25 protein-coding genes are annotated in these 26,931 nt (G+C 68.6%); 11 read left to right on the top strand and 14 right to left on the bottom strand.

The features are described 5' to 3' along the window. The 3 genes from AC1DTF_RS19260 to AC1DTF_RS19250 form a co-directional block, all read left to right on the top strand. The coding region (locus AC1DTF_RS19260) for an acyl-CoA dehydrogenase family protein (protein ID WP_477475212.1) at window positions 1–1,392 on the top strand (1,392 nt) is incomplete at its 5' end. Between the two features lie 79 nt (window positions 1,393–1,471). Then, a complete protein-coding gene (locus tag AC1DTF_RS19255; RefSeq protein WP_477475211.1) occupies window positions 1,472–2,002 on the top strand; it encodes an HD family phosphohydrolase in 531 nt (176 codons plus the stop codon). A gap of 14 nt (window positions 2,003–2,016) precedes the next feature. After that, the gene (locus AC1DTF_RS19250) at window positions 2,017–2,931 is read left to right on the top strand and encodes an alpha/beta hydrolase (RefSeq protein WP_477475210.1); all 915 of its coding nucleotides are present in this window, start codon (window positions 2,017–2,019) and stop codon (window positions 2,929–2,931) included. Window positions 2,932–2,956: 25 nt separating this feature from the next. On the opposite strand, the gene AC1DTF_RS19245 is transcribed toward AC1DTF_RS19250, so the two are convergent. Then, entirely contained in the window at window positions 2,957–3,343 is a 387-nt protein-coding gene (locus AC1DTF_RS19245; RefSeq protein WP_057169922.1) for a heme-binding protein, read from the bottom strand. Between the two features lie 379 nt (window positions 3,344–3,722). Here AC1DTF_RS19245 and AC1DTF_RS19240 point away from each other — a divergent pair, with 379 nt between their 5' ends. Then, window positions 3,723–3,860: a hypothetical protein gene (locus AC1DTF_RS19240; protein ID WP_477475209.1), complete on the top strand. Its 138-nt coding sequence runs from the start codon at window positions 3,723–3,725 to the stop codon at window positions 3,858–3,860. 3 nt (window positions 3,861–3,863) lie between these two features. On the opposite strand, the gene AC1DTF_RS19235 is transcribed toward AC1DTF_RS19240, so the two are convergent. From AC1DTF_RS19235 to AC1DTF_RS19210, 6 genes are all read right to left on the bottom strand, one after another. Continuing rightward, window positions 3,864–5,165, bottom strand: coding sequence for an amidohydrolase family protein (locus tag AC1DTF_RS19235; protein WP_477475208.1), 1,302 nt, complete (start codon window positions 5,163–5,165; stop codon window positions 3,864–3,866). Next, complete coding sequence (locus AC1DTF_RS19230; protein WP_477475207.1) at window positions 5,159–6,274, bottom strand: CoA transferase; 1,116 nt, start codon at window positions 6,272–6,274, stop codon at window positions 5,159–5,161. The genes AC1DTF_RS19235 and AC1DTF_RS19230 overlap by 7 nt, the downstream gene beginning before the upstream one ends. 27 nt (window positions 6,275–6,301) lie before the next feature. Continuing rightward, window positions 6,302–7,198, bottom strand: coding sequence for a hotdog family protein (locus AC1DTF_RS19225; RefSeq protein WP_477475215.1), 897 nt, complete (start codon window positions 7,196–7,198; stop codon window positions 6,302–6,304). Between the two features lie 85 nt (window positions 7,199–7,283). After that, window positions 7,284–7,658, bottom strand: coding sequence for an ArsR/SmtB family transcription factor (locus AC1DTF_RS19220; protein WP_057169925.1), 375 nt, complete (start codon window positions 7,656–7,658; stop codon window positions 7,284–7,286). Then, window positions 7,600–8,865: an MFS transporter gene (locus tag AC1DTF_RS19215; protein WP_477475206.1), complete on the bottom strand. Its 1,266-nt coding sequence runs from the start codon at window positions 8,863–8,865 to the stop codon at window positions 7,600–7,602. The genes AC1DTF_RS19220 and AC1DTF_RS19215 overlap by 59 nt, the downstream gene beginning before the upstream one ends. Before the next feature lie 48 nt (window positions 8,866–8,913). Further along, a complete protein-coding gene (locus tag AC1DTF_RS19210; RefSeq protein WP_477475205.1) occupies window positions 8,914–9,732 on the bottom strand; it encodes a helix-turn-helix domain-containing protein in 819 nt (272 codons plus the stop codon). Between the two features lie 101 nt (window positions 9,733–9,833). Here AC1DTF_RS19210 and AC1DTF_RS19205 point away from each other — a divergent pair, with 101 nt between their 5' ends. Continuing rightward, window positions 9,834–10,544, top strand: coding sequence for an SDR family oxidoreductase (locus AC1DTF_RS19205; RefSeq protein ID WP_057170039.1), 711 nt, complete (start codon window positions 9,834–9,836; stop codon window positions 10,542–10,544). Here the strand turns inward: AC1DTF_RS19205 and AC1DTF_RS19200 are convergent. Both AC1DTF_RS19200 and fadD4 read right to left on the bottom strand, forming a co-directional pair. After that, the gene (locus tag AC1DTF_RS19200; RefSeq protein ID WP_057169928.1) at window positions 10,507–11,421 is read right to left on the bottom strand and encodes an enoyl-CoA hydratase/isomerase family protein; all 915 of its coding nucleotides are present in this window, start codon (window positions 11,419–11,421) and stop codon (window positions 10,507–10,509) included. The two genes, AC1DTF_RS19205 and AC1DTF_RS19200, sit on opposite strands and share 38 nt — an antisense overlap. 13 nt (window positions 11,422–11,434) lie before the next feature. Next, a complete protein-coding gene (fadD4, locus tag AC1DTF_RS19195) occupies window positions 11,435–12,952 on the bottom strand; it encodes a fatty-acid--CoA ligase FadD4 (protein ID WP_477475204.1) in 1,518 nt (505 codons plus the stop codon). A 279-nt stretch (window positions 12,953–13,231) separates the two neighbouring features. Here fadD4 and AC1DTF_RS19190 point away from each other — a divergent pair, with 279 nt between their 5' ends. The 3 genes from AC1DTF_RS19190 (at window position 13,232) to AC1DTF_RS19180 (ending at window position 15,759) form a co-directional block, all read left to right on the top strand. After that, a complete protein-coding gene (locus tag AC1DTF_RS19190) occupies window positions 13,232–14,011 on the top strand; it encodes a hypothetical protein (protein ID WP_477475203.1) in 780 nt (259 codons plus the stop codon). A gap of 102 nt (window positions 14,012–14,113) precedes the next feature. Continuing rightward, entirely contained in the window at window positions 14,114–15,331 is a 1,218-nt protein-coding gene (locus tag AC1DTF_RS19185) for a mechanosensitive ion channel family protein (RefSeq protein WP_477475202.1), read from the top strand. Further along, entirely contained in the window at window positions 15,328–15,759 is a 432-nt protein-coding gene (locus tag AC1DTF_RS19180) for an SRPBCC family protein (protein WP_477475201.1), read from the top strand. The genes AC1DTF_RS19185 and AC1DTF_RS19180 overlap by 4 nt, the downstream gene beginning before the upstream one ends. Window position 15,760: 1 nt before the next feature. Here the strand turns inward: AC1DTF_RS19180 and AC1DTF_RS19175 are convergent, their stop codons facing one another. The 4 genes from AC1DTF_RS19175 to AC1DTF_RS19160 form a co-directional block, all read right to left on the bottom strand. Beyond that, window positions 15,761–16,711: an SDR family NAD(P)-dependent oxidoreductase gene (locus AC1DTF_RS19175; protein ID WP_477475200.1), complete on the bottom strand. Its 951-nt coding sequence runs from the start codon at window positions 16,709–16,711 to the stop codon at window positions 15,761–15,763. 127 nt (window positions 16,712–16,838) lie between these two features. After that, complete coding sequence (locus AC1DTF_RS19170) at window positions 16,839–18,668, bottom strand: phosphoenolpyruvate carboxykinase (GTP) (protein WP_057169934.1); 1,830 nt, start codon at window positions 18,666–18,668, stop codon at window positions 16,839–16,841. Between the two features lie 173 nt (window positions 18,669–18,841). After that, a complete protein-coding gene (locus tag AC1DTF_RS19165; RefSeq protein WP_477475199.1) occupies window positions 18,842–20,290 on the bottom strand; it encodes a hypothetical protein in 1,449 nt (482 codons plus the stop codon). After that, entirely contained in the window at window positions 20,284–21,222 is a 939-nt protein-coding gene (locus AC1DTF_RS19160) for a hypothetical protein (RefSeq protein WP_477475198.1), read from the bottom strand. Before AC1DTF_RS19160 ends, AC1DTF_RS19165 begins: the two co-directional genes overlap by 7 nt. Before the next feature lie 156 nt (window positions 21,223–21,378). Here AC1DTF_RS19160 and trmB point away from each other — a divergent pair, with 156 nt between their 5' ends. The 3 genes from trmB to mmpL3 all read left to right on the top strand — a co-directional run bounded on the left by trmB (window position 21,379) and on the right by mmpL3 (window position 25,809). Then, the gene (gene trmB / locus AC1DTF_RS19155) at window positions 21,379–22,161 is read left to right on the top strand and encodes a tRNA (guanosine(46)-N7)-methyltransferase TrmB (RefSeq protein ID WP_057170041.1); all 783 of its coding nucleotides are present in this window, start codon (window positions 21,379–21,381) and stop codon (window positions 22,159–22,161) included. A 2-nt stretch (window positions 22,162–22,163) separates the two neighbouring features. Beyond that, window positions 22,164–22,856 carry an NYN domain-containing protein gene (locus AC1DTF_RS19150; protein WP_057169936.1) on the top strand — a complete coding sequence of 231 codons (693 nt, stop codon included), beginning with the start codon at window positions 22,164–22,166 and terminating at the stop codon, window positions 22,854–22,856. 64 nt (window positions 22,857–22,920) lie between these two features. Further along, window positions 22,921–25,809 carry a trehalose monomycolate exporter MmpL3 gene (mmpL3, locus tag AC1DTF_RS19145; protein ID WP_477475197.1) on the top strand — a complete coding sequence of 963 codons (2,889 nt, stop codon included), beginning with the start codon at window positions 22,921–22,923 and terminating at the stop codon, window positions 25,807–25,809. Here the strand turns inward: mmpL3 and AC1DTF_RS19140 are convergent. Next, window positions 25,769–26,914 (bottom strand): AI-2E family transporter, encoded by a 1,146-nt coding sequence (locus AC1DTF_RS19140; RefSeq protein WP_057169938.1) that lies wholly within the window; start codon window positions 26,912–26,914, stop codon window positions 25,769–25,771. The genes mmpL3 and AC1DTF_RS19140 overlap by 41 nt on opposite strands. Window positions 26,915–26,931: the final 17 nt, after the last annotated feature.

Raw genomic sequence — 26,931 nt, 5'->3', positions numbered from 1 at the left:
ATGCTCGTCGACGCCGAGCAGACCACCGCGGCCACCTGGGCCGCCGCCCGGGCCGACGACCTGGATGCGGCCTGGCTACCGGCAGCGATCGCCGCGGCTCACGCAATCCGCGCTCAGGTCTTCAACGCGCAGAACAATATTCAGTTGCACGGCGGTATCGGGTTCACCTGGGAACACGACGCCCATCTGTACCTGCGCCGGGCACGCAGCCTGTCCGCGCTGCTGACCGACGGTGCCGACCCGCTGACCGATCTGGTCGACGCACAGCGCGCCGGGCAGACCCACAGCGTGGCGTTCAGCGTGCCCCCGGAGGCCGAACAGTTCCGGGCAGCCGCCGCGGAGGCGGCCGCCAAGGTCCGCTCGCTGCCCGAGGCCGAGCAGCGTGACTTCCTGGTCGACTCCGGCTATCTGGTGGCGCACTGGCCGCAGCCGTGGGGGCGGGGCGCCGATGTGTTGGAGCAACTGGTCATCGAGGAGGAGTTCCGCGATGTCGCCATCCCCGACATGGGTATCACCGGGTGGGTGACCCTGACCATCGCCCAGGCCGGTACCGACGATCAGCGTGAACGTTGGGTGGAGCCGGTGCTGCGCGGGCAGTCGATGTGGTGCCAGTTGTTCTCCGAACCCGAGGCCGGTTCGGATGCGGCCGCGGTGCGGACGTCGGCCAAGCGCGTCGACGGCGGTTGGACGGTGACCGGCCAGAAGGTGTGGACCAGTCTGGCCCAGCACTGCCAGTGGGGCCTGGCCACCGTGCGCACCGATCCCGACGCACCCAAGCACGCCGGCGTGACGATGATGGCCATTGACATGAAAGCCCCTGGCGTGCGGGTCAATCCACTGCGCGGCATCACCGGTGACGCCCACTTCAACGAGGTGTTCTTCGATGACGTCTTCGTTCCCGACGCCGATGTGGTCGGCGATGTGAACAAGGGTTGGCTGGTCGCCCGCGCCACGCTGGGCAACGAGCGCATCTCGATCGGCGGTGGATCGGGTGCACCCACCGGGTTCAGCACCGCCGATGTCGTGGCGCTGCTGGATCAGGCGCCGCCCGCGGTGGCCGCCGGCCATGTGCACGAGACGGGTCGGGTGATCGCCGAAACCCTGACCCTGCCCATGCTCAACCTGCGCCGGGTCAGCCGGGCCATCGCCGGCGCCGAGCCGGGGCCCGAGGGCAACGTGACCAAACTGTTGGTGGCCGAACAATCGCAGCGACTCACCGAACTCGGCATGGCGCTGGCCGGCGTCTCGGCGGTCACCGGACAGAACGACGGACTGACCCGGGCATACCTGGGCAACCGCGCCATGACGATCGCCGGCGGGACGTCGGAGATCACCCGCAACACCATCGCGGAGCGGATCCTCGGCCTGCCCCGTGATCCCCTGCTCAAATAGCCGCCGGGAGGCCAACATTCGGTGAACAGTCGGCCACGAGGGGTGCGGGGACGCGGCGACTGTGCCTATACCTGGAACCATGCCCGAGCACACCGACCTTGCCGATGTCCTGCTGTCGCTGCGCGGGGTGTGGGATGAGGTCGCCGTCGACGAACTGGACCATGCGCTGCAGTCCGCGGCCCGCGCGATGGAGGACGGGGCCGATGACGAACTGGTGCTGGCCGCCGCCCTGCACGACATCGCACACAGCCCGCTGATGCCCGCCGGCCCGGCGCATGACCTGCTGGCGCGAGAGTGGCTGACGCCCCGGTACGGGCAGCGGGTGGGCTGGCTGGCGGGGGCTCATGTGGCCGCGAAGCGTTACCTGGCGGCGACCGTCCCCGGCTATCGGCTCAGCGCCATCTCGGAACGGTCGTTGCAGCATCAGGGTGGGGCGGCAGTGGACCCCGCCTTCGTCGACCATCCGTGGTGGCCGGATGCGTTGCGGTTGCGGCACTATGACGATGCGGCAAAGGATCCCGGTGCCGTGGGTGCCACCGTCGAGCAGGTGCTCGAGGTCGCGCGCCGGGTGCGCGTCAGCCGCGATCCCGATCCGGACGCCGCCCGGTAAGCAATACTGTCGGGGTGTCGACAACCGCCGCCTTCCATCGGGAGCTGACCCGCTTCGCGCGCGTCCTGCCTCGCAAGATCGTCACTCCGAAGAATCTCGGTCTGTTGCAGCGGATGACCGTGCTGGCCGACCGTCGTGTCCCGCCCGGGGTCGAGGTACTCACCTTGGCCTCCGGTGTCGGGGTCCGGTTGTACCGGCCGGCCGGAGTGGCAGCGCCCGGCCCGGCCCTGCTGTGGATCCACGGCGGCGGTTACGTGATCGGTAGCGCCGCCCAGGACGACGTGCTGTGCCGCCGCTTCGCGTCCGCGCTCGGCGTGACGGTGGCCTCGGTGGACTACCGGCTGGCGCCGCAGAATCCATATCCGGCCGGCCTGGAGGACTGCTACGCGGCCCTGACCTGGCTGGCCGGACTGCCCGCTGTCGATTCGGGGCGGGTGGCGATCGGCGGTGCCAGCGCCGGAGGCGGACTTGCCGCCGCGCTGGCGTTGCTGGCCCGCGACCGCGGGGAGGTGTCGCTGGTGGCGCAACTGCTGGTGTACCCGATGCTCGATGACCGATCGGTCGGCGCGCAATTCGACGATCCGGGGCACCGGCTGTGGACACATGAGAGCAATCGCCTGGCCTGGTCCGCCTATCTGGGCGGCGCCGACCCCGAGGTGGCGGTGCCCGCCCGGCGACAGGACCTCAGTGGGCTACCTCCGGCATGGGTCGGGGTCGGCACCCTCGATCTGTTCCACGACGAGGACCTCGCCTATGCCGAGCGCCTGCGCGAGGCGGGCGTGTCGTGCGATGTCGAGGTGGTGCAGGGGGCGTTTCACGGCTTTGACGGCATCGCGCCGAAAACCTCGGTGTCGCGGGACTTCTTCGACAGCCAGTGCGCCACGCTACGGCGGGCATTCACCGGCGAGCCGGTCCCGTCATCCGCCTAGGCGGATGACGGGAGCCCCGGTTCTCCTAGCCGGCCATGAACTCCGAATAGGCGGATGCCAATTCGGGCGACAGCAGCGTGACGTTGCACTGCCGCTGGGTGTCCCCGATCGGTGCCAGGATGCCGCGCAGCTCGTAGTACTCCTGCGAGTTCGCCGTGAAATAGGCCCGGATATTGGCCGAGGCCTCGGCGCGCGGCTGCGTGCGGGCCGCCTGCACCACCTGATTGGCGCCCGGATGGGCATTCAGGTAGGCACTGGCGGCGCCGGTCACCGAGCTGACGGTGCCGGCCACGGCGTCGGGGTTGCAATTCGGAGCGGCCGAGGCGGTCGGCGCAGCTACCAGCGCGACGGTGGCCGCACCGAGCAGACAGCCCGCGGAGACCCGGCGCATGCGTGTGTTCTTCAGCTTCATGATTGATTGGTGTCCTTCGTGTTCTGATCTTCTGTATGCCTCGTGCTAGACATCCCAGGCTTACGGTCCCAGACCCGAAAACAACGGTACGCGTGCCTTATTGATGCCCCGCCGGACCGTAGATCAAACGTCGGACGGTAGGCGCCGGTGTTACATCATCCGGACGTGACTTCGGTCGCAATCGCGTCGAAAACCGTCTCGCCCTCTGACGATTTGCGGCATTTTCTTATGTCAACCGGCAAACTTTTAATTGATCGTGATCTGCACTGTGACCGGATTGTTATCCGGATCAGCCGCGGAACGGAGTCCGCTCGGTTTTCCGGGTAAGCGTTGTGGGTAGCCGACTCCGGAATGTGTCACAACTTCAGAAAGGGAGCCGATGCCTCGCGGTAAAGGTGTGTACGTCGATGACGACGATTCAGGTGACGACTCCCGGCCCAAGGTGGACGAGTCCGATGTCGATGAGCAGACACCGGATGTGCACAAGCCCGAACCGGGCACGGAACCACCGGACTGACGTTCACCTGCGATAGGTGATCTCCCCGTCGATCAACGTGGCCACGACGGCGCTGCCGTCCAGGTCGTGGAGAAGCTTCGCCGGCGGCACGCCGAGCACGCACAGATCGCCCGGCTGGCCGGGCGCCACGCTGCGCGGCGCCGTCGGCGCGGTCGCCGTGCCCAGGAACAGTTCCAGGGCGGTGCGGGCACCGACGCGTTCGGCCGCACCCAATAGTGCGCCGTCCGGTGTGCGACGGTGCACCGCGGCGCGCATGGCGGCCCATGGGTCGCCGTCACCGAAGGGCATGTCGGTCGACAACGCCACCCGCACCCCGGCATCCAGCAGCGACGCGAGCCGCCACAGCTGATGGTGCTCGTCGGCCGGGACGTCCGTGAGGTACTGGTCACCGCGCTCGGCCACGAAATTGGGTTGGGTGATCACCGTGACACCCAGGTCGACGAGGTCGGCGAGGCAGTCGTCGGGCACCACCGCGGCGTGCTCGATGCGATCGTCCGGATGACTGCCCGCGGCGCGCAACGCAGCGATGGTGATGACCAGTTGCGCCGCGGTGACACAGTGCACGGCGACCGGAGCGTCGTCACGATGGCGGCGGATGACCCAATCGGTGAGCTCGTCGAGGTTCAGATTGTCGTCATGCAGGATGCGTTTTCCCGGCGCCAGATGGTGTAGCCGCTGACGCATTCCACCGTGCCGGTGCACCTCGTCCAACTTGACGATGTCGCCGATGTCGAGATCCGGTGTGGCATCGGTGATTCCGGTGATCCCGTAGGCGGATAGTCGGTGACTCAGGTCGTCGATCGCGGTGTCGCGGCGCTGCAGCGCATCCGACCAGGTGCGGTCGGCGCTGCGCAACCGGCCGTCGGGGTGGTCGGCCAGGCCGACTGCGGCCAGGCCCTCCGAGTTCAAGGTCCACAGGATCCCGCTGCGGTGCTGAATCCGTACCGGAACCGGCGGGGCGAGGGTATCCAGCCGGGCCCGATCCAGCGGGCCGGCCACCGCTTCGTGGTAGCCGACCGCGCGGATCCAGCCGTCCTCTCCCGGTTGTGCGTCGGCCAGAATCCGGGCCAGGTCGTCACGGTCGTTCACCTCGGTGGTGCCGACCCGGACCGAATCGGCCGCCGCCGCAGCCGAATGCACGTGCACATGGTGATCGTGCAACCCGGGGATGACCGCACCGCCGGCCGCGTCGATCACCTGCTCATCGGGGTGCGCGGGGAGTTCGGAGGCCATCTCGGTGATCTGCGCACCGACGCGGAGGTCGACCACCCGTCCGTCGAGCAGCGCTGCTCGTTGGATCAACATGACACGGAATGCCTTTCGTCCAGCAGTGCCTGCACCGCAGCATCGTCGGCGCCCAGCGCGGGTGCCGACGCGCCTGTTGCCGGTTCGATGGGTTCCCGGACGGGCCCGCCGACAAACCCGGCGTAGCCGGCGGCGGTCGCCGACATCGACACCTCCACCAGTTCACCACCGCCCCGCGTCAACGCTTCGGCCACGGCGGCCGCGGCATGCAGACCGGTCAGCGGATCCGCGATCGCGTCGCCGACGAAGACCGGTCCGTCGGAACCCGCGCCGACCAGTCCACCGGCCACTGCCGCGTCGTCGCCGAAGGCGACCCGGGTGCCGCTGTCACCGTCGGAGCCGTATCCACTGATACGCAACCAGATCCGCCCGGCCCGTGGTGCGATGTCGCCCGGCCCGAGGCCACGGCGGATCAGCGCGGCGGGCCGCGACCCCTCGATCACGACATCGGCCGCCGCCAACAGCCGCTGCATCGCCGCGTGGTCATCGAATTCGATGGCATAGGAGAGCTTTCCGCGGTTCATCCAGTCGTAGAAGGCGGCAGACCCCGCTCTGGTGCCATCGGGACGGCGGCGGCTCTCGGCCTTGATCACGGTGGCATCCGCGCCACCGAGCAGCTGCCCGCACAACGGGCCCGCCCACATCGATGACATGTCGACGACCAGCAGCCGGCCGGAACGCTGTGCCCGGGGTCCGTGCGGCAGGGTGACCGGCGGGCGGGGTGCCGCCTCGCCGAGGACGGCCGCCGGCAGGCCCAGCAGCCGGGCCCGGTCCACGGCGGCTGCCGCGGCGCGGGTGGACACCCAGCGCTGCAGCTGCGGCCACGGGTCGGCGCCTACCTCGTCGACCTCGATCAGTGCGGGTACCGCGGCGATGTCGTCGGGGCGGGACAACGTGAACGCGCACCAGGTGTCGGCACCGCGCAGGATGCGGGACGCCCCGCCGGCCGAGGTCTGCCCTTTGGCGGTCAGTCCCAGCAGCGCTGCCCGCCCGGTGAGCAACCCGGCGGCGTCGACCGGGGGGCCGGCGTGCGTAGTGAACGCGTCCGCCACCTCCTGGGCGCGCGCACTCAGCGCTTCCGGGACGCCGACGGTGCTCACACCCGCCATCTTGCCTCGTATCAGACTTGCCCCATATCAGAAATGCAAAGCGGTGAAGCGCCAGTCCAGCACCTGACCCCGGCCCTCCCCTACGGCGTGGACCAGTGAGCGCAGCCGTAGCCGCGTGCCCGCCGGGGCGGGCGTGGCGGCCTCGATGTGCAGTTCGCTGTGCAGGGTGTCGTTCTCGTGCACGGGCCCGGTGTGATCGCAGGATTCCCAGCCCAGCACGGTCGCCAGGTTCGGCAGCAACCGGACCGCCTGGGCCAGCGCCAGCCCGATGGTGTGCCCGCCGTACACCAACCGCTGCCCGCCGACCCGCCAATCATGATGGGTGGCAGCGATGTTCAGTGACAGTCTGGCCAACTCCGGTGCGCTGGTGACGACATCGGCGGTGCTGTGCAGGACGGTACCGACCAGGGAGTGATCGAACCCGGTACCGGTGAACGCCTCCGCGTTCCAGTCCGCCGTCGGGTCCGGTGGGCTCTGGCGATCGGCGCCGACGGCGTCGAGGTCATCGGCATGTCCGGTCCGCACATCATCGCCGGACAACGGGAGCATGGCGCAGCGGTAGAAGTCCAGGACCGACCGTCCGTCCTGATCCGCCGTGGTCATCCGCAACGCGGCCAGGCCGGTCGCGGCCCGCCCCGGTTTTGCCGAGTTCTGCCGCAGTGCGACCACCTCGGTCCGGGTGCTCAAGGTGTCACCGATGGCCGGGAAGCGGTGGAACTGCAGCCCGCGGTAGAACAGGTTGGCCTTGACGCGCTGGGTGACCAGCGTCGACTGACCGATCGCCACATCGCAGACCAACGCGGGATGTGCCAGCGGTCCGCCGCTGCCGGTGACCGCCGCAGCCAGGCCGGCATCCAGTGCCAGCCGGAGACGGTCGCCCAGAATGCTCTGGTGCGTGGCCGCCGCGCCGGAGGTCAGGGTCATCGACGGCGCGGTGTCGAACACCTGCCCGACCTGCAGGTCGTCGAAATAGGGCCCGCCGTTTCCAGTCACGGCTCGGACTCTAGTTTCAGGCGTGCGGTGGCTCGCCGGTCACCCGGTGATCGGCATGGTTGAGGCCCTCCTGCACCAACCTGCCCAGGTGCCCGTCACGCAGTCGGTAGAACACCCGTCGCCCGTCCTTGCGGGTGTCCACCAACCGGGCAAACCGCAGTTTGGCCAGGTGCTGACTGACAGACGTGCGGGAACCGCCGGTGACCTCGGCCAGCGCACTCACATCGGCTTCGCCCTGGGTCAGCAGCCAGAGCAGGTGCAGACGGGTCGGGTCGGCCAGCATCCGGAAGGTTTCGCTGGCGGCGTCGAGGCGGTCGCGGTCCGGGGACGCATCATGGACGAGACTCGGCGACGGCTCGGCTCGGGGTTTCTCGGGCGATGTCCCGCCCATCTGCCTCACCCCTCCCGCGCGTCATGATCCATGCCGCAGCGAGCGCCGCGAATGAACCGAGGATAGCGAGAATCGCGGCGGCGAGCCCTTGATTGACGGCCGCGCCCACCCAGCCGGCGATCGGATAGGTCAGCAGGAACCCGGCGTGTGACATCGAGAACTGCGCGGTGAACAGGGCGGTCCGGTTCGTCTCGGTGCTCGCCCGGCGCAGCAGGCGTCCCGCCGGGGTGTTGACCATGGATGTCGCTGCGCCCAGCAGCGCCCACGTCGACGCCAGCACCGGCCACGTCGGGGTGGCGGCCACGAGCACCGTCGCGGCCACCAGCAGACCGGACGCGGCGACACCCGCTCCGCTCAGCATGACGGTGCGGTCGGTGACCACGGTGAGCAGCCTCGGCACCGACAGTGCCACCACCATCGACCCCGCGCCGTAGGCGGCCAGCATCATCGCGACATCGGCCTCGCTGCCGCCGAGCATGTCGCGGACGTACACCACGGAGTTGACCATGACCAGCGCGGTGGCCGCGGCGACCGCGAGATTCATGGCGACCAGCGCGCGTAATTCACGATGGTTCAGCATGTTTCGCGCGCCCGACAACAATCGCCGCCGCCACGGTGCGCGGTCGGGGTCGATGTCGGGCACCGCCGCGCGCCGCACCAGCGCCGCCGAGAGCAGGAATCCGGCGACGGTTCCGACGAACAGGCTGTTGTAGGTCAGCACCGCCAGCAGTGCGGCCGCCAGGATCGGGCTGACCATCGCCTCCAGGTCATATGCCAACCGGGACAGCGACAATCCCCGGGTGTAGGCCCGCTCGTCGGTGAGTATCGCGGGGATCACCGCCTGGAAGGCGGGTGTGAATGTCGCCGACGCTGCCTGCAGGACGAACACCAGCGCGAAGATCTGCCAGATCTGCCCGACGAACGGCAACATCAGGGCGACCGTGGCCCGGGTCAGGTCCGCCCCGATGAGAACGGCTCTGCGCGGCAGGCGATTCGTCACCGTCGCCATGATCGGTGCGATGAAGACGTAGGCCAGCATCTTGATCGCCAGCACCGTGCCGAGCGCCGCTCCGGCGGTGGGTCCGGCCAGGTCGTAGGCCAGCAGGCTGAGCGCGACCGTCAGCAGGCCGGTGCCACCGAGCGCCACGATCTGCGCCGCGAAGAGTCGCCGGAACACCGGGTTGCCGAGGACGGCGGTGCTGCTCACTCGTCAAGCATGACATACATGTGCGCACGTGCGCACATGTATGTGTGTTCACCTGTCGGCGGTCGCCGCCAGACTGCCGAGCAGTGCCACCGCGTCCGCACTCGTGGACCCCGGTTCGGCCTGGTAGACCACYAGCTCCTGGCCCGGCGCCGAACGCACCGCGAACGTCTGCATCTGCAAGGTCAGCCGTCCCACCGTCGGATGCTGAAACGACTTGGTGGACAGCGTTTTTCCGCGGGCATCGTGTCGGGCCCACAGATCGGCGAAGTCGGCGGCGGTAGCCAGCAGGTCGGCCAGGACGGCCGCCACCCGCGGGTCACCCGGGGCTTCGGCGTAGTTGCGGCGGAAACCCGCGACGGAGTTCGCCGCGATCGAGGGCCAGTCCACATAGAACTCCCGGGCCCGGGCCTCGGTGAACACCAGCGACAGCAGATTGCCGTGCGAGCCGAAATCACCGAACAGGGCATCGGCTATCGCGTTGGTGGCCAGCACGTCATAGGCCCGGTTGTAGACCAGTGCCGGATTGTCCGGCCAGGCGTCCATCAGGCGCATCAGTGCGGGGTCGACACGATCCGGGACGACGACGGTATGCGGCCGCGGCGCCAGCCCCGCCACCCGGAACAGGTGCTGGCGGCCGTCGTCGTCGAGTCGCAGCGCCGCCCCGAGCGCGTCGAGCACCTGTGCCGACGGGGACCGTTCCCGGCCCTGCTCCAGCCGGACGTAGTAGTCCACGCTGACCCCGGCCAACAGCGCCACCTCCTCGCGTCGCAGCCCCGCCACCCGGCGGTGCCCGACGCTGACCAGGCCCACATCACCCGGGCTGACCAGTGCGCGCCTGCTGCGTAGGTAGTCCCCCAGATCCGACATACCGCCACAGTAGGACGCATCGGCACCGCGCTGCCTGGGTGCGCTGCACCCAGGCACACCGCGTCCTGGCTGACCGTCCGGTGCCGTCCGACGCTGGGGTCATGACAGATAACAAGATCGTCCTCGTCACCGGAGCCACCAGCGGTATCGGCGCGGCGGTGGCCCGCAGGCTCGCCGCCCGGGGCCACCAGGTGCTCGCCGGTGCCCGCCGCGAAGACCGCCTCGCCGAACTGGCGGGTGACAACATTGCGGTGCGCCGCCTCGATGTCACCGACCGCGCCGATGTCGCGTCGTTCGTCGAGTGGGCGGTCGCCGCTTACGGCCGCATCGACGTCATCGTCAACAACGCCGGCGTGATGCCGCTGTCCCGGCTCGACGCGCTGCTGGTGGACGAATGGGACGCCATGATCGACGTCAACGTGCGCGGTCTGCTCAACGGCATCGCCGCGGCGCTGCCGCAGTTCCAGCGGCAGGGCCACGGGCATTTCGTCACGGTGGCCTCGGTCGGCGCTCATGAGGTGGTGCCCACCGCGGCGGTCTACTGCGGCACCAAACACGCCGCCTGGGCGATCACCGAGGGTCTGCGACAGGAGCTCGACCCGTCCATCCGGGTCACCACCGTCTCCCCCGGGGTGGTGGAATCCGAACTGGCCGAATCGATCACCGATCCGACGGCGGCAGCGGCGATGCAGACCTACCGGGCCGACTCGATTCCGCCGGACGCCATCGCCAGGGCCATCGCCTACGCGATCGACGAACCCGCAGAGGTGGACGTCAACGAGCTGGTGATCCGGCCGGCACGTCAGCGCTGATCTCGTCGACCAGCCCCCAGGCCAGCGCGGTCGCCGCGTCGATGGTCACACCGGAGAGCACCAGATACGCGGTGCGCCAGCGCCCGATGCGCCGGGTGATGCTGACGGTGCCACCGGCGCCGGGGATCAGACCCAGCGCGAGCTCGGGCAGACCGATGGTGGCGTCGGGGTGGCACCGGATGTGCCCGCAATAGGCGGCCATCTCCAGCCCACTGCCCAACACCTGGCCGTGCACCTCGGCCCGGCAGGCCGGGCCCAGACGTTCGGTCAGTTCGGCCAGCGCCAGGGCCGGGCTGTGCCGGGTGCGCGCCAGGTGCGCGCTGGCCGGGTCGGCGAACGTGCCGAACTCGGCGAGGTCACCACCGCTGCAGAAGGACGGACCGTTGCCGGCCAGCACCACCTCGGTCACCGAATCGTCCAGCCGGGCCACCTCGAGAGCCTCCAGCAGGGCGGCGCGGGCATCGGTGGTGAAGGCGTTGTGCCGCCGTGTCCGGTTGAAGCGGATCGACAGGGTGTCGCCGCGGCGTTCGGCCTGCACCGGATCCGGCACCACCGGTAGCTGCACGGGCCCGCGTTCGTCGAGCCAGCGGGCGAATTCGGCTCCGGACTGCAGCGTCGAGTATGCCAGCGATTCGGTGATCAGACCCCCGAACGCCGGGGCGGTCGGCTGATGGGCGCGCAGCACGTCATCGCATACCGCCGCGGCCTGCGGCCACCGCCCGCAGCGCTGGGTCAGATCGGCGAGCGCGTCATCGACCGATGCGACCGTGACGACCCGCCGGTCGGCCGAATCCGCTTCGGTCAGCGTGAAAGTCGCGTCGTCGTCCGGCTTCTCGACGGCGACGCGTATTCCGGCGGGCAGCTCCAGCACCGTCATGGGGCCGCCGTCATCACGAGTACCGTGTGATCAACTCCTGCTTGTACAGCTTGCCGGTGTCGGTGCGCGGCAACTGGGCTTCGAAGGAGATCGAGCGCGGGCACTTGTAGTGCGACAGCTGATCCCGCAGCCAGGTCAGCAGTTCGTCGGCGAACTCGGGGGTGGCGTCGGCGGGGTCGACGGTCTGCACGACACCCTTGACGGTCTGGCCCATCTCGTCGTCGGGAATGCCGAACACCGCGGCGTCCATCACCTTCGGATGGATGACGAGCATGTTCTCGGCTTCCTGGGGGTAGATGTTCACCCCGCCGGAGATGATCATGTGGTGGCGCCGGTCGGTCAGGTACAGGTAGCCGTCTTCATCGAGATACCCGATGTCGCCCACCRTCTTCCAGCCGTGCGAGTCCCGCGAGGACGCCGTTTTCGCGGTGTCGTTGAGGTATTCGAAATCGGCGCCGCCCTCGAAGAAGATCTCGCCGTGCTGCCCCGCGGGCACCTCGTTACCGTCCTCGTCGAGGATGTGCACCACACCGGTCATCGCCTTGCCGACCGAGCCGGGGTGCGCCAGCCACTCGTCAGCGCTGATCAGGGTGGCACCGATGGCTTCCGAGGAGGCGTAGTACTCGTCGACGATCGGACCCCACCAGTCGATCATCTGCTTCTTGATCTCCACCGGACACGGAGCCGCCGCGTGCATCACCCGCTGCAGGCTCGACACGTCATACGATTTGCGCACCTGCTCAGGCAGTTTCAGCATGCGGGTGAACATCACCGGGACGAATTGGCCGTGTGTGACGCCGTACTTTCCGATGGCGTCCAACGCGCCTTCGGCATCGAACTTCTCCAGCACCACCGTGGTGATGCCGCCGGCCTGCGCCTGCATCGACCACACCGAGGGCGCGGTGTGATAGAGCGGCGCCGGGCTCAGGTATACGGCCTCGGGGTTCATCCAGAACGACACCAGTGCGGCCATCAGACCCGGCGTCTCCGAGGGCGGCAGGTGGGGCAGATCGCGCTTGATGCCCTTGGGGCGGCCCGTGGTGCCCGACGAGTACTGGAGCAGGTCGCCGTCCCACTCGTCCTCGATGGGAGTGGTCGGCAGATCGGCGACCGCATCCGGGTATTTCGCCCACCCGTCGAGGTCTCCCGTGGTCAGCAGAACCGGGGGAAGTCCGTTGGGCAGGTGCTCGGCCAGCCCCTCCAGTACCGGGCGCAGCGCCTCCGAGCCGACGATGGCCTTGGCCGCGCTGTTGTCGACGATGTAGGCCGCCTCAGCCGCGGTGAGATGGGTGTTGATCGGCACGTAGTACAGCCCGCTGCGACGCGCGGCCCACATGACGGTGTGCATGTGCTCGTTGTTCTCGATCAGAATCGCGACCGCGTCGCCTTCGACCAGCCCGTGTTCGCGGAAGTAGTGCGCCAGCTGATTGGCGCGGGCTTCCATCTCGCCGAACGTCACCACCGTGCCGGTGGGGTACAGGATGACGGCGGGCTTGTCGGGCGTGGCGACGGCCGTTTCACGGATCTGCATGAGGCGACTTTACGATGCCGCCACCGCGCCCCGGCAGCCAAGCCACCAAAAACTTGACATCCGTCAAGATTGCCGACGCCTGACGCCGACCTGGGTGGGCCGTCCCGACGTCACGATGTGATCTTGGCAACTCATCAATCGATTGCTGTTCAAGACCTTCACAGACAATTAAGCCGGTAATATTACTTATCTACCGATCTATGACGTTAGCTTTACCATCACTGGCGAAATATAGAGCATTACGAGTCGCTCTCGATCCCAGCAAAAAAGGGGGCGGCAATGGACGTCGATGTCCGCGAGCGCGAGGACGCCACGACACACTGCGGAGCGACGCACACCGGATTCGCCGCCACCGCGCCCGATGTGGTCGCCGAGATAGACCTGGCCGGCTCGGCCTGTCTGCCGTCCGCCGTCAGTGCCGGATGGCTCGAACAGGTGCGTGGCTTCGCCGCCGACATGGTCGGAGGTCAGCACGAGAAGATGATCGAGGGCGTGGAAGCGGCCGGGCTGCCTTTCCTGCAGGAGCTCACCGCCGACGCCGGCCTGCGGCATCTCGCAGAGTCTGTCGCCCGGTTGGCCTATCCCGGTGGCGACGACGATGACCGGGAGTTCGACTGCGCCGTCCGGATCATCGACGGTCCCGATCCGCAGGACCGGCCGCTGTGGCTGCACTACGACGCGTCCGTGCTGACCGTCGTGCTTCCGGTCCTCGTTCCCGAGGCCACAGCCGGCCAGTCCGGAGAACTCGTGTTGTGCCCCAATCGCCGGGGCTATCGCAGGTCGGTGCTGATCAATGTCGCGGAGAAGGCCATCGCGCAGAGCGATGCGTACCGCCGCCGGTTCCTGCGCCGGCTGCGCTGGGGCCTGGACACCGAGATCGTGTCGATGACGCCCGGAAACGCCTACCTTTTCTGGGGCTACCGGTCCTATCACGCCACCCTGCCGTGCGCTCCCGGGACCAGGCGCATCACCGTGGTGCTGCACTACAAGAACGTGCACGCCCACAGCAGGCTGCTCGAGCGCGCCAAGGCCGTCCGGGCACTGCTGCGGCCCGCGTGATCGGAGTCTCCGCCGGCCGGGGTTGATGTGCCGACAGGGCGGGTAGCCAAGCCGGGTGTGCAAGGACGCACGGGCCAACCTGATCCCGACCCGAAAGCAGCCATGCCTGAGGAGTTCGAACTCGTTTCCGCAACAAACCTCGCCGTCACCCTGACCTGGGTGACCGGCGCCGTCACCATCGCCTATTTCCTGGGCGTCGCGGTGTCCTGGGTGCTCCAGCGCGCAGGCCGGCGCAGCCAATGGCTGACCGATATCGCGCTGCTCACCCGCCGGCCGGTGCGTGCCGGCCTGATGGTCATCGCCGCCTCGGTGGCACTGCAACGCACGTCCAACCCGCAGGACAGCTGGCGGCCCTGGGTGGACCACAGCATGCGGATCCTGACCATCGCCACCGTCACCTGGCTGATCGCCAAGCTGGTCGTGGTCGTGGAGCGCCGGATGATCGCCCGCTTCGGCGGCGGTGACACCGGGCTCACCGACGCCGATCTGCAACGCCGCAAGGTCCGAACCCAGTTGACGGTGCTGCGTCGGCTCGCCATGGCAGTCGTGGTGCTGCTCGGGATGGCCGCGGCACTGATGACCTTCCCGTCCTTCGCCGATATCGGCAAGACGCTGTTCGCCTCCGCCGGTGTGCTCTCGGTGGTGGCAGGCTTGGCCGCGCAGACCTCGCTCGGTTCGGTGTTCGCCGGCTTGCAGATCGCGTTCACCGATGCGATCCGGGTCGGCGATGTCGTGGTGCTGGAGAAGGAATGGGGCCRCATCGAGGAGATCACCCTGACCTACGTGGTGGTGCAGGTCTGGGACGAGCGCCGACTGGTGCTGCCGTGCACCTACTTCACCACCACGCCCTTCCAGAACTGGACCCGCAGCGCGACCGAGATACTCGGCACCGTGATGATCGACGTCGACTTCACCGTGCCCCTGGAAGCCATGCGCGCGGAGTTGGACCGGCTGTTGAACCGAAATGAGCTGTGGGACGGCCGGTCCGGAGTGCTGCAGGTCGTCGACGCGGTCAACGGCACCGTGCGGGTCCGGATCACCGTCAGCGCACCCAACGCAGGCGCACTGTGGGACCTGCAGTGCGCGGTCCGTGAGGGCATGGTGCTGTGGCTGCAACGCAGTCAGAGCGGCGCGCTCCCGCGCTGGCGGTTCGAGCCGGCATCGGGTGAGGTCGTGGCACCCCGCCCGCACACCGAGAAAGTCACGACCACCAACGAATCCGGCCTGTTCTCCGGCAGCGACAAAGCCGAGGAACGCGGCAGGGCCTTCGACGATTCGGGCGAGGATGCCCGGCAGCTCATCGAAGAGGAGAGCAGATGATCGAGATGGAACGTGAGGTCACCACCGCGGTGGCCCCGGAGGTGGTGTTCGGCTACCTGTCGGATTTCACCACCACCGAACAGTGGGAGCCCGGGACAGTACGCACCACCCGCATCGACGGGGACGGCGGCGTCGGCACCCGCTACGCCAACACCTCCCGGTTCGCGGGCCGCACCAGCGACCTCGAATACGAGGTGATCGGTGTGACGCCGGGGCGGTCCATTCAGCTACGCGGACAAAATGATTCGCTGGTCGCGCATGACACGATCACCGTCACCCCGCACGACAACGGCTCGAAGGTCACCTACCGTATCGAGTTCGCGTTCCAGGGTCTGCTGCGATTTGGCGAGCCGCTGCTGCGCATTCCGGTCGCCAATCTCATGGACAAGGGTGTCGAGGGACTTCAGCGCGAACTCGCCAAACTCTGAATCAGGCCAGTCCGACCGCGCCGAGGCAGTATTTCCACACCCGTTGCAGCTCCGCGTCGCCGTAGTGCGTGGTCGGCAGGTAGTGGGTGGGACGGACCGCGCGGTCGTGCCAGAACTCACCCGACGCCGGAGTCGGTGAACTCGCCGTCAGCCAGACAGCGGTGTCGGCAGCCTGCTCCGCAGTGCGCAGCACCGGGCGGGTCACCGTGCGGAAGGCGGGCAGCGAGGTGGCCACTCCGGGGGTATCGGCCCAGCCCGGATGCATCGCGGCGACCATGACCGACTGGGCGGCCCACCGGTGGGCCAGCAGCGGTGTCAGCGCGACCTGGATCCGCTTGCTGCGCGCGTAGGCGACCGCGGGGCGGTACTTGCCGGTCCGGTATTCGATGTCATCGACCGGGAGTTTCTGGGTGTACATACCGCCCGAGGACATCAGGACCACCCGCGGGTCCGGGGATTCCACCAGCGCCGACAGCAGGAGTTCGGTGAGTAACAGCGGTCCCAGCACGTGGGTGGCCAGCGAAAGCTCATGGCCCTCTTCGGTTCTGGAACGCTGCGGCGGCATGACACCGGCGTTGTGGATCACCGCGTCAAGCCTCGGCACCCGGGACACCAGGTCGGCCGCGAAGGCGCGCACCCCCGCCAGATCCGACACATCGCACCGTTCGACCTGCACGTCCGCGCCGGGGGCGGCTTCGAGGATGTCCGTGCGGGCAGATTCGCCGCGGGCCGGGTCGCGCACCGTCAACAGCACGGTGCCGCCCAGCTCCGCCACTGCGGCGGCGATGGCCTTGCCGATACCGGAATTGGCACCGGTCACCATGACGGTGGACCCGGCCAGCGCGTCCGGATCCAATGGGGACCAGAACCGTTGCCGCACCGCCAGGCCCAGGCGGGTGTAGCCGGGTGCGATCGTCCGGTCGAGCACCTCGTCGAGCACCCTGCGCAACATGTCCGATAGCTCCCGTCAGCCGTTTACCTGTTATTCGGAGCCGGGGCCCTGCTGGCTGGGTGGCGAGCAGACACGAATGGCCCCGAAATCAGGTGATTTCGGGGCCATTCGTGACTGCTGGTGGGGCTCAGTCGGATTCGGCGAGACGCGTCTTCAGCGCGTCGAACTCGTCCTTGATGCCGGTCGGCAACTTCTCACCGACGAACTCGAACCACTCCTCGATCAGCGGCAGCTCGGCACGCCATTCATCGGCGTTCACGGCCAGCGCCTCGTCGACATCGGCCGGGTCCACATCGAGCCCGGACAGATCGAGATCGGCGGCGGTGGGGACGATGCCGATCGGGGTGCTCTTCCCGTCGGCCTGGTGCTCGATGCGCTCCACGGCCCACTTCAGCACGCGGCTGTTCTCGCCGAATCCGGGCCACAGGAAGCGGCCGTCGTCGCCACGGCGGAACCAGTTGACGAAGAACACCTTCGGGAGCTTGGACTCGTCGGCCTGCTTGCCGATGTTGATCCAGTGCTGGAAGTAGTCACCGACGTTGTAGCCCAGGAAGGGCAGCATGGCCATCGGGTCGCGGCGCACGGTGCCGACCTTGCCCTCGGCGGCGGCGGTCTGCTCGGAGCCCAGGGTGGCGCCGATGAACACACCGTGCTGCCAGTCGCGGGCCTCGGTGATCAGCGGGACCGTCGTCTTGCGGCGGCCGCCGAACAGGATCGCCGAGATCGGCACGCCCTGCGGATCGTCCCACTCGGGCGCCAGCGTCGGGCACTGCGAGATCGGGGTGCAGTAACGCGAATTGGGGTGAGCGGCCTTGGTTTCCGTCTCGCGGAGGACCCAGTCCTGACCCTTCCAGTCGATCAGGTGATCGGGCTCGCCCTCCAGGCCCTCCCACCACACATCACCGTCGTCGGTCTTGGCGACGTTGGTGAAGACGGTGTTGCCGGCGGCGATCGTCTTCATGGCGTTGGGGTTGGAGTCCCAGTTGGTGCCGGGAGCGACACCGAAGAAGCCGAACTCGGGGTTCACCGCGTAGAGCTGGCCGTCCTTGCCGAACCGCATCCAGGCGATGTCGTCGCCGACGGTCTCGGCGCGCCAGCCCGGGATGGTGGGCTGCAGCATCGCGAGGTTGGTCTTACCGCAGGCCGACGGGAATGCCGCGGCCACGAAGTAGGACTTGTTCTCCGGGGAGATGAGCTTGACGATCAGCATGTGCTCGGCGAGCCAGCCCTCGTCGTGGGCCATCGCCGAGGCGATGCGCAGCGAGTAGCACTTCTTGCCCAGCAACGCGTTGCCGCCGTAGCCGGATCCGTAGCTCCAGATCTCACGGCTCTCGGGGAAGTGCGTGATGTATTTGGTGTCGTTGCACGGCCACGGGACGTCCTGCTGGCCGTCTTCGAGCGGTGCGCCGAGTGAGTGCAGGGCCTTGACGAAGAAGCCGTCCTCACCGATCTTGTCCAGCGCCGCCTGGCCCATCCGGGTCATGGTGCGCATCGAGACGACCACGTACTCCGAGTCGGTGAGCTCCACGCCCAGCTTCGGGTCCTCGGCCTCCAGCGGGCCCATGCAGAACGGCACCACCCACAGGGTGCGGCCGCGCATCGCGCCGCGGTACAGCTCGGTCATCAGCGGCCGCATCTCGGCCGGATCCATCCAATTGTTGGTGGGGCCGGCGTCGACCTCACGCTCGGAGCAGATGTAGGTCCGGGATTCGACGCGCGCCACATCGGACGGGTCGGAGAGCGCCAGGTAGGAATTCGGCTGCTTCTCGTTGTTCAGCTTCTGGAAGGTGCCGGCCTCGACCAGCTGAGCGGCCAGGCGCTCGTACTCCTCCTGTGAACCGTCTGCCCACACGACGCGGTCGGGCTGTGTCAGCTCCGCAACCTCGCGGACCCAGGCCAGCAGCCCCTGATGCGTCGTCGGTGCGGTGTCCAGACCGGGAATGGTCGCTGAGGTCATCAAAGTCTCCTGCGTAGTTTCCGTGAACATGCCGATAACCGACTGGTCACGATCGTCCCTAATAAGAGGTTAACGCGGGTGACTTTGGTCTGGGGAATCGGGACAATGTCCGATCACTCACAGGAACGATTCAGAAACCTATTCAGAAAATTCGTACTGAGCGGTAACCGAATTCATCTGATTATTAAATCATCGCGGACGGCATTCAGCGCGGCGTGCAGCGCCGGTAATCGACGTTCGGCGGCCGAGGCGGCACGCGCCGCCGACACCGCGCGCTCCCGAAGCCGGGCATCGAGGGCATCCAGTTGGCGGGCCGTCTCCGCGGCGGCCCGCTCGTCGGCGGCCGCCGCCTGGCCGGTGAAGTCGACCTCGGCGGCCAGCACCCGGGTGGCGACCAGCGCCTCGGTGTCCTCCCGCAGCGCCGCGGCGACACGGCCGACCCATCGGTCCAGCTGCGCCCGGTCGTGCAGCAGACCCCGGATACCGACCACCCACACCGTGAGCAACAACCCGAGCAGGCCACCGGCCACCGCACCGACCGCGGTCAGACCCGGCGCGAGCCCGCTGAACAGCCGGCTGGCCGCCAGCGCGACACCCAGCCCGAAACCCGCACCCAACACCATCATCAGTTGCATCTCCAGGCGCCGGGACGGCAGCCCGGCACCACCCACCTTCGGGACGTGCGCGGCGGGCGGCGCCGGCGGTGCGGCCAGACCCAGTTCGGCGGCGATATCCCGGAACTGTTCGGTGACACCGGAATCGACCTCCGCGACCACCACGGCGGCGCAGCCGGCCACATGGGTCTGGAAATCATCGGCGCGACGCCGGCCAACCCAGGGCAGTCCACCCCATGTCGCGGCGTCCTCGGACAGTTCGGTGCGCACCGACGCACACCGATTGCGGGCGAAGTAGCCCAGCTGCACACGGGCCTGCTGGATGCGGCTGCGCAACGCGATGGTGCGCTCCGAGCGCGACAACCGGGCGTCCCGCAGAATGTCTTCGCGCCGGCGGTGCAATGCCGCGGATTCAGCGTCGGCGGCCGCTTCCGAAGCTGCACCGATCAGATCACTGAGATGAGTTTCCCACGTCCGCAAGCGATTTCGGCGCACGAGTGTGTCATCGGACAGCGCCTCCCGCAGCACCGCGACCAGACCGTCGAGGTGCGGCCTGCCGTTGGGTGGCGCGGCGGCCACACCGACCCACGGCATGCCACCCAGTCGCGGTATCCGCGCGCCGACAGCCCCTGCGTCGGCGCTCAGCACCGCCCGCCAGTCCCGGTGGACGTCGATCTTGGTCAGCGCACCGACCACGAGATCGGTATGTCGGACGGCGCCCTCGAGTACCGCGCAGTCCGATTCGGCCAGCGGGGCCACGGCGGAGACCGCGAAAACGACCGCGACGGGCGCGATATCGGGCGCACGTTCCTCGGCCTCGACGAACTCCCGCTCGGGCATGCGCTCCCGTAGTGCCGCGGCCAGACTGGTCACTCCGGCCAGCCACGGACCGATGACCAGGACGGCCGCACCGGGTACCGGTCGCGGCGGGGTCAGCCCGGGCGCCAGCGCGGACATCCTGGCGTCCAGGTCGTGGGGGTCTTCGCGGACCAGTTCGGCGGTCACCACACCCCCGAGCGCAACGCTCCCCGCGCGATATCGGCGCCGCAGCGGCGGTGCAGCGCATTGACCGGGCCCCGGCTGTATCGCTGCCAGCGCACCGCCCGGCGCAGCGGATCATCCGGTCCGGCCTCCGGGCCGTCCGCGCCCACCACCTCGGCGGCCGCCGCCATCGCGGCCCGCACGGCGGCATCCCCGGTCAGCATCGCGTCCAGTTGTGGGTCGCCGGTCCTGATCGCCAGGGCCCGCAGTCGGGTCATCGACGCGCACAGCCTCCGGTACCGCAACGGTGCGCCGGCGGCGCGCACACCGGCCAGCACCTCGTCGATATTGCTCACCCGGCGCAGCACCGCGGTCAGCGCGTGTCCGTCCGCGCCGGCGCGGACGGCAGCGACCGCGTGCGCGATCCCGGACAGGTCGGCCACTGCGAGCAGTCGCGCCCGGGTGGCCGTGTCCACGGAGTGCGGCGCGGCGCAGAACGCGTCGGTGGAGCTGAGGTCGGCCGGTTCGGTGGCCAGCACCCGCACCGCGGCGACCAGCGCGTCGTCCAGCGTGGCGGTCGACAGGAGTGCGGACACCGGGATGACCGGGACACCGGTGACCCGGCGGACCGCCGCTGTGCGGTCGGCCGCGGCGGCACCCAGCAGGTCGGCCTTGTTGAGCGCGACGACGAGGGGGCCGTCGGGCGCTTGGGCGGTCCGGCAGTCCTCCGGTTTGGCCGTCTCCGCGAGGACCAGCACCTCGACGTCGGCCCGGGCGTCCACCATCGTCAACCCGGCGTCGCGCAACCCGGCCGTCAGGGTGCGCCGTCCCACCCCGGGGCGGCCCGTCGCGCGCACCCGGATCGGGCGGGACAGACCATCGATGATCGGACGTAGCGCGGGCCGCCCGGTGGCTTCGGCGTGGGCGGACAATTCTGAGACGAATTCGTCGACAGACATCCCCCGCTCCTTTCACATCCGTTGCACCGCCACCATGGCTCACATCACATGGTGACATCGCCACGACACCCCGGTGAGCAGTGTTTTCCAGACATGTCGGCGCAAAGACAACTGTTGGGTATCAATCTGCACCACGATGCGGGTACACCTGTCTGGATGAGCGACGATGGACCGATGTATGCCCAGCGCGAGGAAGCCGGGGAGGCAACCTCTCCGGAACAGAGCGCAGCAACCGGGGCGGGAGCCTCCCAGCCCCACCACATGCGCCGCGTCACCAGCTTCCGGTCCCGTCGTTCCACCTTGTCCGGCGGGCAGCAGGAAACCTGGGAACGGCTGTGGCCGCAGATCGGCACCGAGGCCCGTGACGCCGACGCCCGGCCGACGGTGCTGGACGCCGCGCAGTGGTTCGGCCGGCAGGCCCCGCTGATCCTGGAGATCGGCTGCGGCACCGGCACCTCGACGGCGGCCATGGCGCTGCAAGAGCCCGACCTCGACGTCATCGCCGTGGAGGTCTACAAGAAGGGGCTGGGCCAGCTGCTCGGCGCGATCGACCGCGACGCCATCCCCAATATCCGGCTGGTCCGCGGTGACGGCGTCGACGTGCTCGAACACTCGTTGACCACGGGATCGCTGACCGGGGTGCGGGTGTTCTTCCCGGACCCGTGGCCCAAGGCCCGCCATCACAAGCGCCGGCTATTGCAGTCCGAAACGATGGCCCTGATCGCCGACCGGCTGCGGCCCGGCGGGATCCTGCACGCGGCCACCGACCACATGGGGTACGCCGAGCACATCGCCGAGGTCGGGGATGCCGAACCGCGGCTGCGCCGCGTCAGCATGAACGACGATCTGCCGATATCGGTCGCCAGGCCCGAGACGAAGTACGAGCGCAAGGCCCTGGCCGGGCCGGTCGTGACCGAATTGCTGTGGGAGCGCCTGTGACCATGACGACCGACCCCACCATCCCGGAGACCCCGCCGACGACACCCGAGGTGCCGCCCACCCAGCGAGTGCTGCTGGTCTGGGACGCACCCAACCTCGACATGGGCCTCGGGTCCATCCTGGGTGGCCGGCCGACGGCGGCGCACCGGCCGCGTTTCGACGCGCTGGGCCGCTGGCTGCTGAGCCGCACCGCAGAACTGTCCAGCCGTCGCGACGCCGAGACCGGTGCGGTCGCCACGCTGGAGCCAGAGGCCACCGTCTTCACCAACATCGCCCCTGGTAGCGCCGATGTCGTCCGGCCCTGGGTGGAGGCGTTGCGTAACGTGGGCTTCGCTGTCTTCGCCAAACCCAAGATCGACGATGACAGTGACGTGGACAGCGACATGCTGGAGCACATCGCGCTGCGCCGCCACGAGGGGCTGGCCGGTGTCGTGGTGGCATCCGCGGACGGTCAGGCGTTCCGGATACCGCTGGAAGAGATCGCCCACGAGGGCGTTCCGGTGCAGGTGCTCGGATTTCGCGAACATGCCAGTTGGGCGTTAGCGTCGGATAGCTTGGAGTTCGTCGACCTGGAGGACATCCCTGGTGTCTTCCGGGAGCCGCTACCGCGAATCGGCCTTGATTCGCTGCCCGAGCAGGGCGCTTGGCTGCAGCCGTTCCGGCCGTTGTCCGCGTTGCTGACCTCGCGCGTGTGAAGAACTGAAGTGACTGTGCGCGCGGAGCGTGATTCAGATCGACAAGAACAAATAAGGAGCTGACGTGTTCGCCTGGTGGGGTCGAACGGTGTACCAATTCCGATACATAGTGATCGGGGTCATGGTTGCACTGTGCCTTGGTGGCGGCGTGTACGGGGCCAGTTTGGGGTCCCACGTCACCCAGAGTGGTTATTACGATGTGACCAGCGAGTCGGTGCAGGCATCGCTGATCGGCGACGAGGTGTACGGCCGTGACCGCACCAGCCATGTGGTCGCCATCCTGACTCCGCCCGACGGCAAGAAGGTCACCGATCGGGCCTGGCAGCAGAAGGTGGCCGGCGAGTTGGATCAGGTGGTCGAGGACCACCCCGATCAGATCGTCGGCTGGGTGGGCTGGCTGAAAGCCCCCGACACCAGCAACGCCACGGTCAACCAGATGAAGACCGAGGATCTGCGCCAGACCTTCGTCAGCATCCCGCTCAAGGGCGACGACGACGATTCGATTCTGAAGAACTACCAGGCGGTCCAGCCCGACCTGGAACAGATCAACGGCGGCGATATCAAGCTCGCCGGTCTCAACCCGCTGGCCAGCGAGCTCACCGGCACCATCGGCACCGATCAGAAACGCGCCGAGCTCGTCATCGTCCCGCTGGTGGCGGTGGTGCTGTTCTTCGTCTTCGGCGGCGCCGTCGCGGCGGCACTGCCCGCCATCATCGGTGGACTGACGATCGCCGGCGCGCTGGGCATCCTGCGGTTCACCGCCGAGTTCAGCGCGGTGCACTTCTTCGCCCAACCGGTCGTGACGATGATGGGCTTCGGTATCGCCATCGACTACGGCCTGTTCATGGTGAGCCGGTTCCGAGAAGAGCTGGCCGAGGGCTACGACGTCGAGGCCGCCGTCCGGCGCTCCGTCATGACCTCCGGCCGCACCGTCGCGTTCTCCGCGGTGATCATCGTGGCATCCTCGCTCCCGCTGTTGCTCATCCCACTCGGATTCCTGCAGTCGATCACCTACGCGATCATCGCCTCGGTGCTGCTCGCGGCGGTCCTGTCGATCACGGTGCTGCCCGCGGTGCTGGGCATCCTCGGGCCGAACGTCGACGCGCTTGGGGTGCGCACCCTGCTTCGGGTGCCGTTCCTGGCGAACTGGCCGTTCTCCCGCAAGATCATCGACTGGTTCATCGAGAAGACCCAGAAGACCATGACCCGCGAAGAGGTCGAGAAGGGCTTCTGGGGCAAGCTCGTCAACCAGGTGATGAAGCGGCCCATCGCGTTCGCGGCGCCGATTCTGGTGATCATGACGCTGCTGGTCATCCCGATCGGCCAGCTCGCGCTCGGCGGCCTCAGCGAGAAGTACCTGCCACCGGACAACTCGGTGCGTATGGCGCAGGAACAGTTCGACCGCGAGTTCTCCGAATTCCGCACCGAACCGCTGACCATGGTGATCCGCTCCACCGACGGTGAGCCGGTCACCGATCAGCAGGTCGCGACGCTGCGCGCCGAGGCGCAGACGGTGTCCGGTTTCTCCGGTACCGAGGACCCGGCGAAGATGTGGCAGGAGCGGTCTCCGCAGGAGGGCGGCACCAAGGATCCGTCGGTCCGGGTGCTGCAGAACGGCCTGGTCGACGCCAGCTCCGCGCCCAAGAAGCTGGCCGAGTTGCGTGACCTGCAGCCCCCGCGCGGCACCGAGGTGCTCGTCGGCGGCACCCCCGCGCTGGCCCAGGACAGCATCCACAGTCTGTTCTCCAACTTGCCGATGCTCGGGCTGATCCTGGTCATCACCACCACCATCCTGATGTTCCTGGCGTTCGGATCGCTGGTGCTGCCGATCAAGGCGGCGCTGATGTCCGCGCTCACGCTTGGCTCGACGATGGGCATCCTGACCTGGATGTTCGTCGAGGATGGTCACGGCGACCAGTTGTTCAACTACACGCCGCAGCCGCTGCTGGCGCCGATGATCGGCCTGATCATCGCGGTGATCTGGGGTCTGTCCACCGACTACGAGGTGTTCCTGGTGTCCCGCATGGTGGAGGCCAGGGCGCGCGGTCTGTCGACCGCCGAGGCCATCCGCATCGGTACCGCCACCACCGGCCGCCTCATCACCGGTGCCGCCCTGGTGCTGGCAGTGGTGGTCGCGGCCTTCGCGTTCTCCGATCTGGTCGTGATGAAGTACCTGGCCTTCGGCCTGCTGATCGCCCTGCTGCTCGATGCCACCGTCATCCGGATGTTCCTGGTGCCGGCCATCATGAAGCTGCTCGGCGACGACTGCTGGTGGGCGCCGAAGTGGATGAAGCGCGTGCAGGAACGCATCGGCCTCGGTGAGACCGAGCTTCCCGACGAGCGCAAGCGACCCGTCGTGCGCGAGCCCGAGGGCGAGGTCGCCGATCAGGAAGCTCTGGTCGGCGCCGGTGCGCCGGCACACCCGGCCCAGCACGATCCCGGGCATCCGGCCATCCCGCCGGCGCCGGGACCGCGTGGCGCGTTGCCTCCGGTCCGCCCGTCCGGCCCGTCGGCCGCGGGCACCACCCGCATCCCGACCGCACCGCCCGGACCCGCACCGGAACCCCCCACGACTCGCTTTGCCGCACAACCGGATTCGGCTGCGACCTCGGCGATCAACGCCGTGAACGCACCCCCGACGGAGCGTGCCCCGCGGGTCGACCCGTCACCCGGTCGCGAACGCCGCGAGATCGAGTCCTGGCTGGGCGAGCTGCGCGGCAGCAGCACCCCGACCACCGCGATCCCGACCGCGACCCCCACGTCGCGTCCGTCGACGGACCCGACTCGCGCCATCCCCGATGCCGGCGGTAGCGAACCGACGACTGCCATTCCCGCCCAACAGGATCCGGAGTCGACCGAGAAGATCGACACCCGCGACGCCGGTGAGACGCCGACCCGCCGTGGCGGCGGCGTCAGCGCGGCGGATCTGTTGCGCCGGGAGGGTCGCCTGTAACTCCGTCGGGCGCGAGTTCGGCGGCAATCTGCTGATGCTCGGCCTCCGGGTCGGGCGCCAGCAGCACCCGGACCGCGCTGTTGAGCACGGCCATGACGGGAACCGCGAGCAGCGCACCGACGATGCCTGCGAGCACGCCGCCACTGGTGATCGCCAGCACCACCGCCAGCGGATGCACCGCCACCGCACGGCCCATCACCAGCGGTTGCAGCACATGCGATTCCAGCTGCTGCACCGCCAGGATCAGGCCGAGGGTGATCAGCGCGTAAACCCAGCCCTTGGCGATCAGCGCGACGATGACGGCCACCCCGCCGGCGAACACCGCGCCGATCAGCGGGACGAAGGCGCCGAGAAACACCAGCGAGGCCAGCGGCAACGCCAGCGGCACGCCCATGATGGCCAGACCGGTGCCGATGCCGACGGCGTCCACCAGTGCGACCAGGCAGGTGGCCCGCACATAGCCGGTCAGTGTCCGAAATCCGGCGCGCCCCGCGTCGCGCACCCGTTCCCGCACCGTGGTCGGGAAGATCGAGGTGACGAAGGCGAAGATGCCGCGGCCGCCGTGCAGCAGGAAGATCAGGGTGAACAGCACGAGCACGGCACCGGTGACGATCTCGGTGACGGTGCCCGCCGTGGACAGTGCGCCGCTGGTGACCTTGGCCTGGTTCTCCTGCAGCGCCTTGATCACCGCGTCACCGGCGTGGTCGATCTGATCGCGGCTCAGGTGCACCGGGCCTTCGATCAGCCAGGTACGCAGGCCGTCCACGCTACGGGTCACCTGCTCCACGAGTCCCGGTGCGCCCGAAATGAATTGGCTGACCACGAAGCTGAAGATGCCGCCGACGACCGCGATCGCGCTGAGCAGGACCACGGCCACCGCCCACCCGCGCGGCACGCGGCGCCGCTGCAGCAGATCCACCCCGGGCAGCAGCAGCGCGGCCAGCAGTGACGCCAGCGCCACCGGCACCACGATCAGCGTCAGCTTCGACACCAGCCACAGCAGCGCCACCACCGCGGCGCCCAGGATCAGCAGCCGCCACGCCCACGCCGCGGCCTTGCGCACCAGTGGACTCACCGCCTGATCGGCGACCGAATCTATCGTCATGGCCGCAGCGTACGACC

The sequence above is a fragment of the Mycobacterium sp. P4_H6 genome (assembly GCF_056400845.1).
Note: the sequence above shows the minus strand (reverse complement) of the source record. Positions and strands in the feature narration are given on the sequence as shown.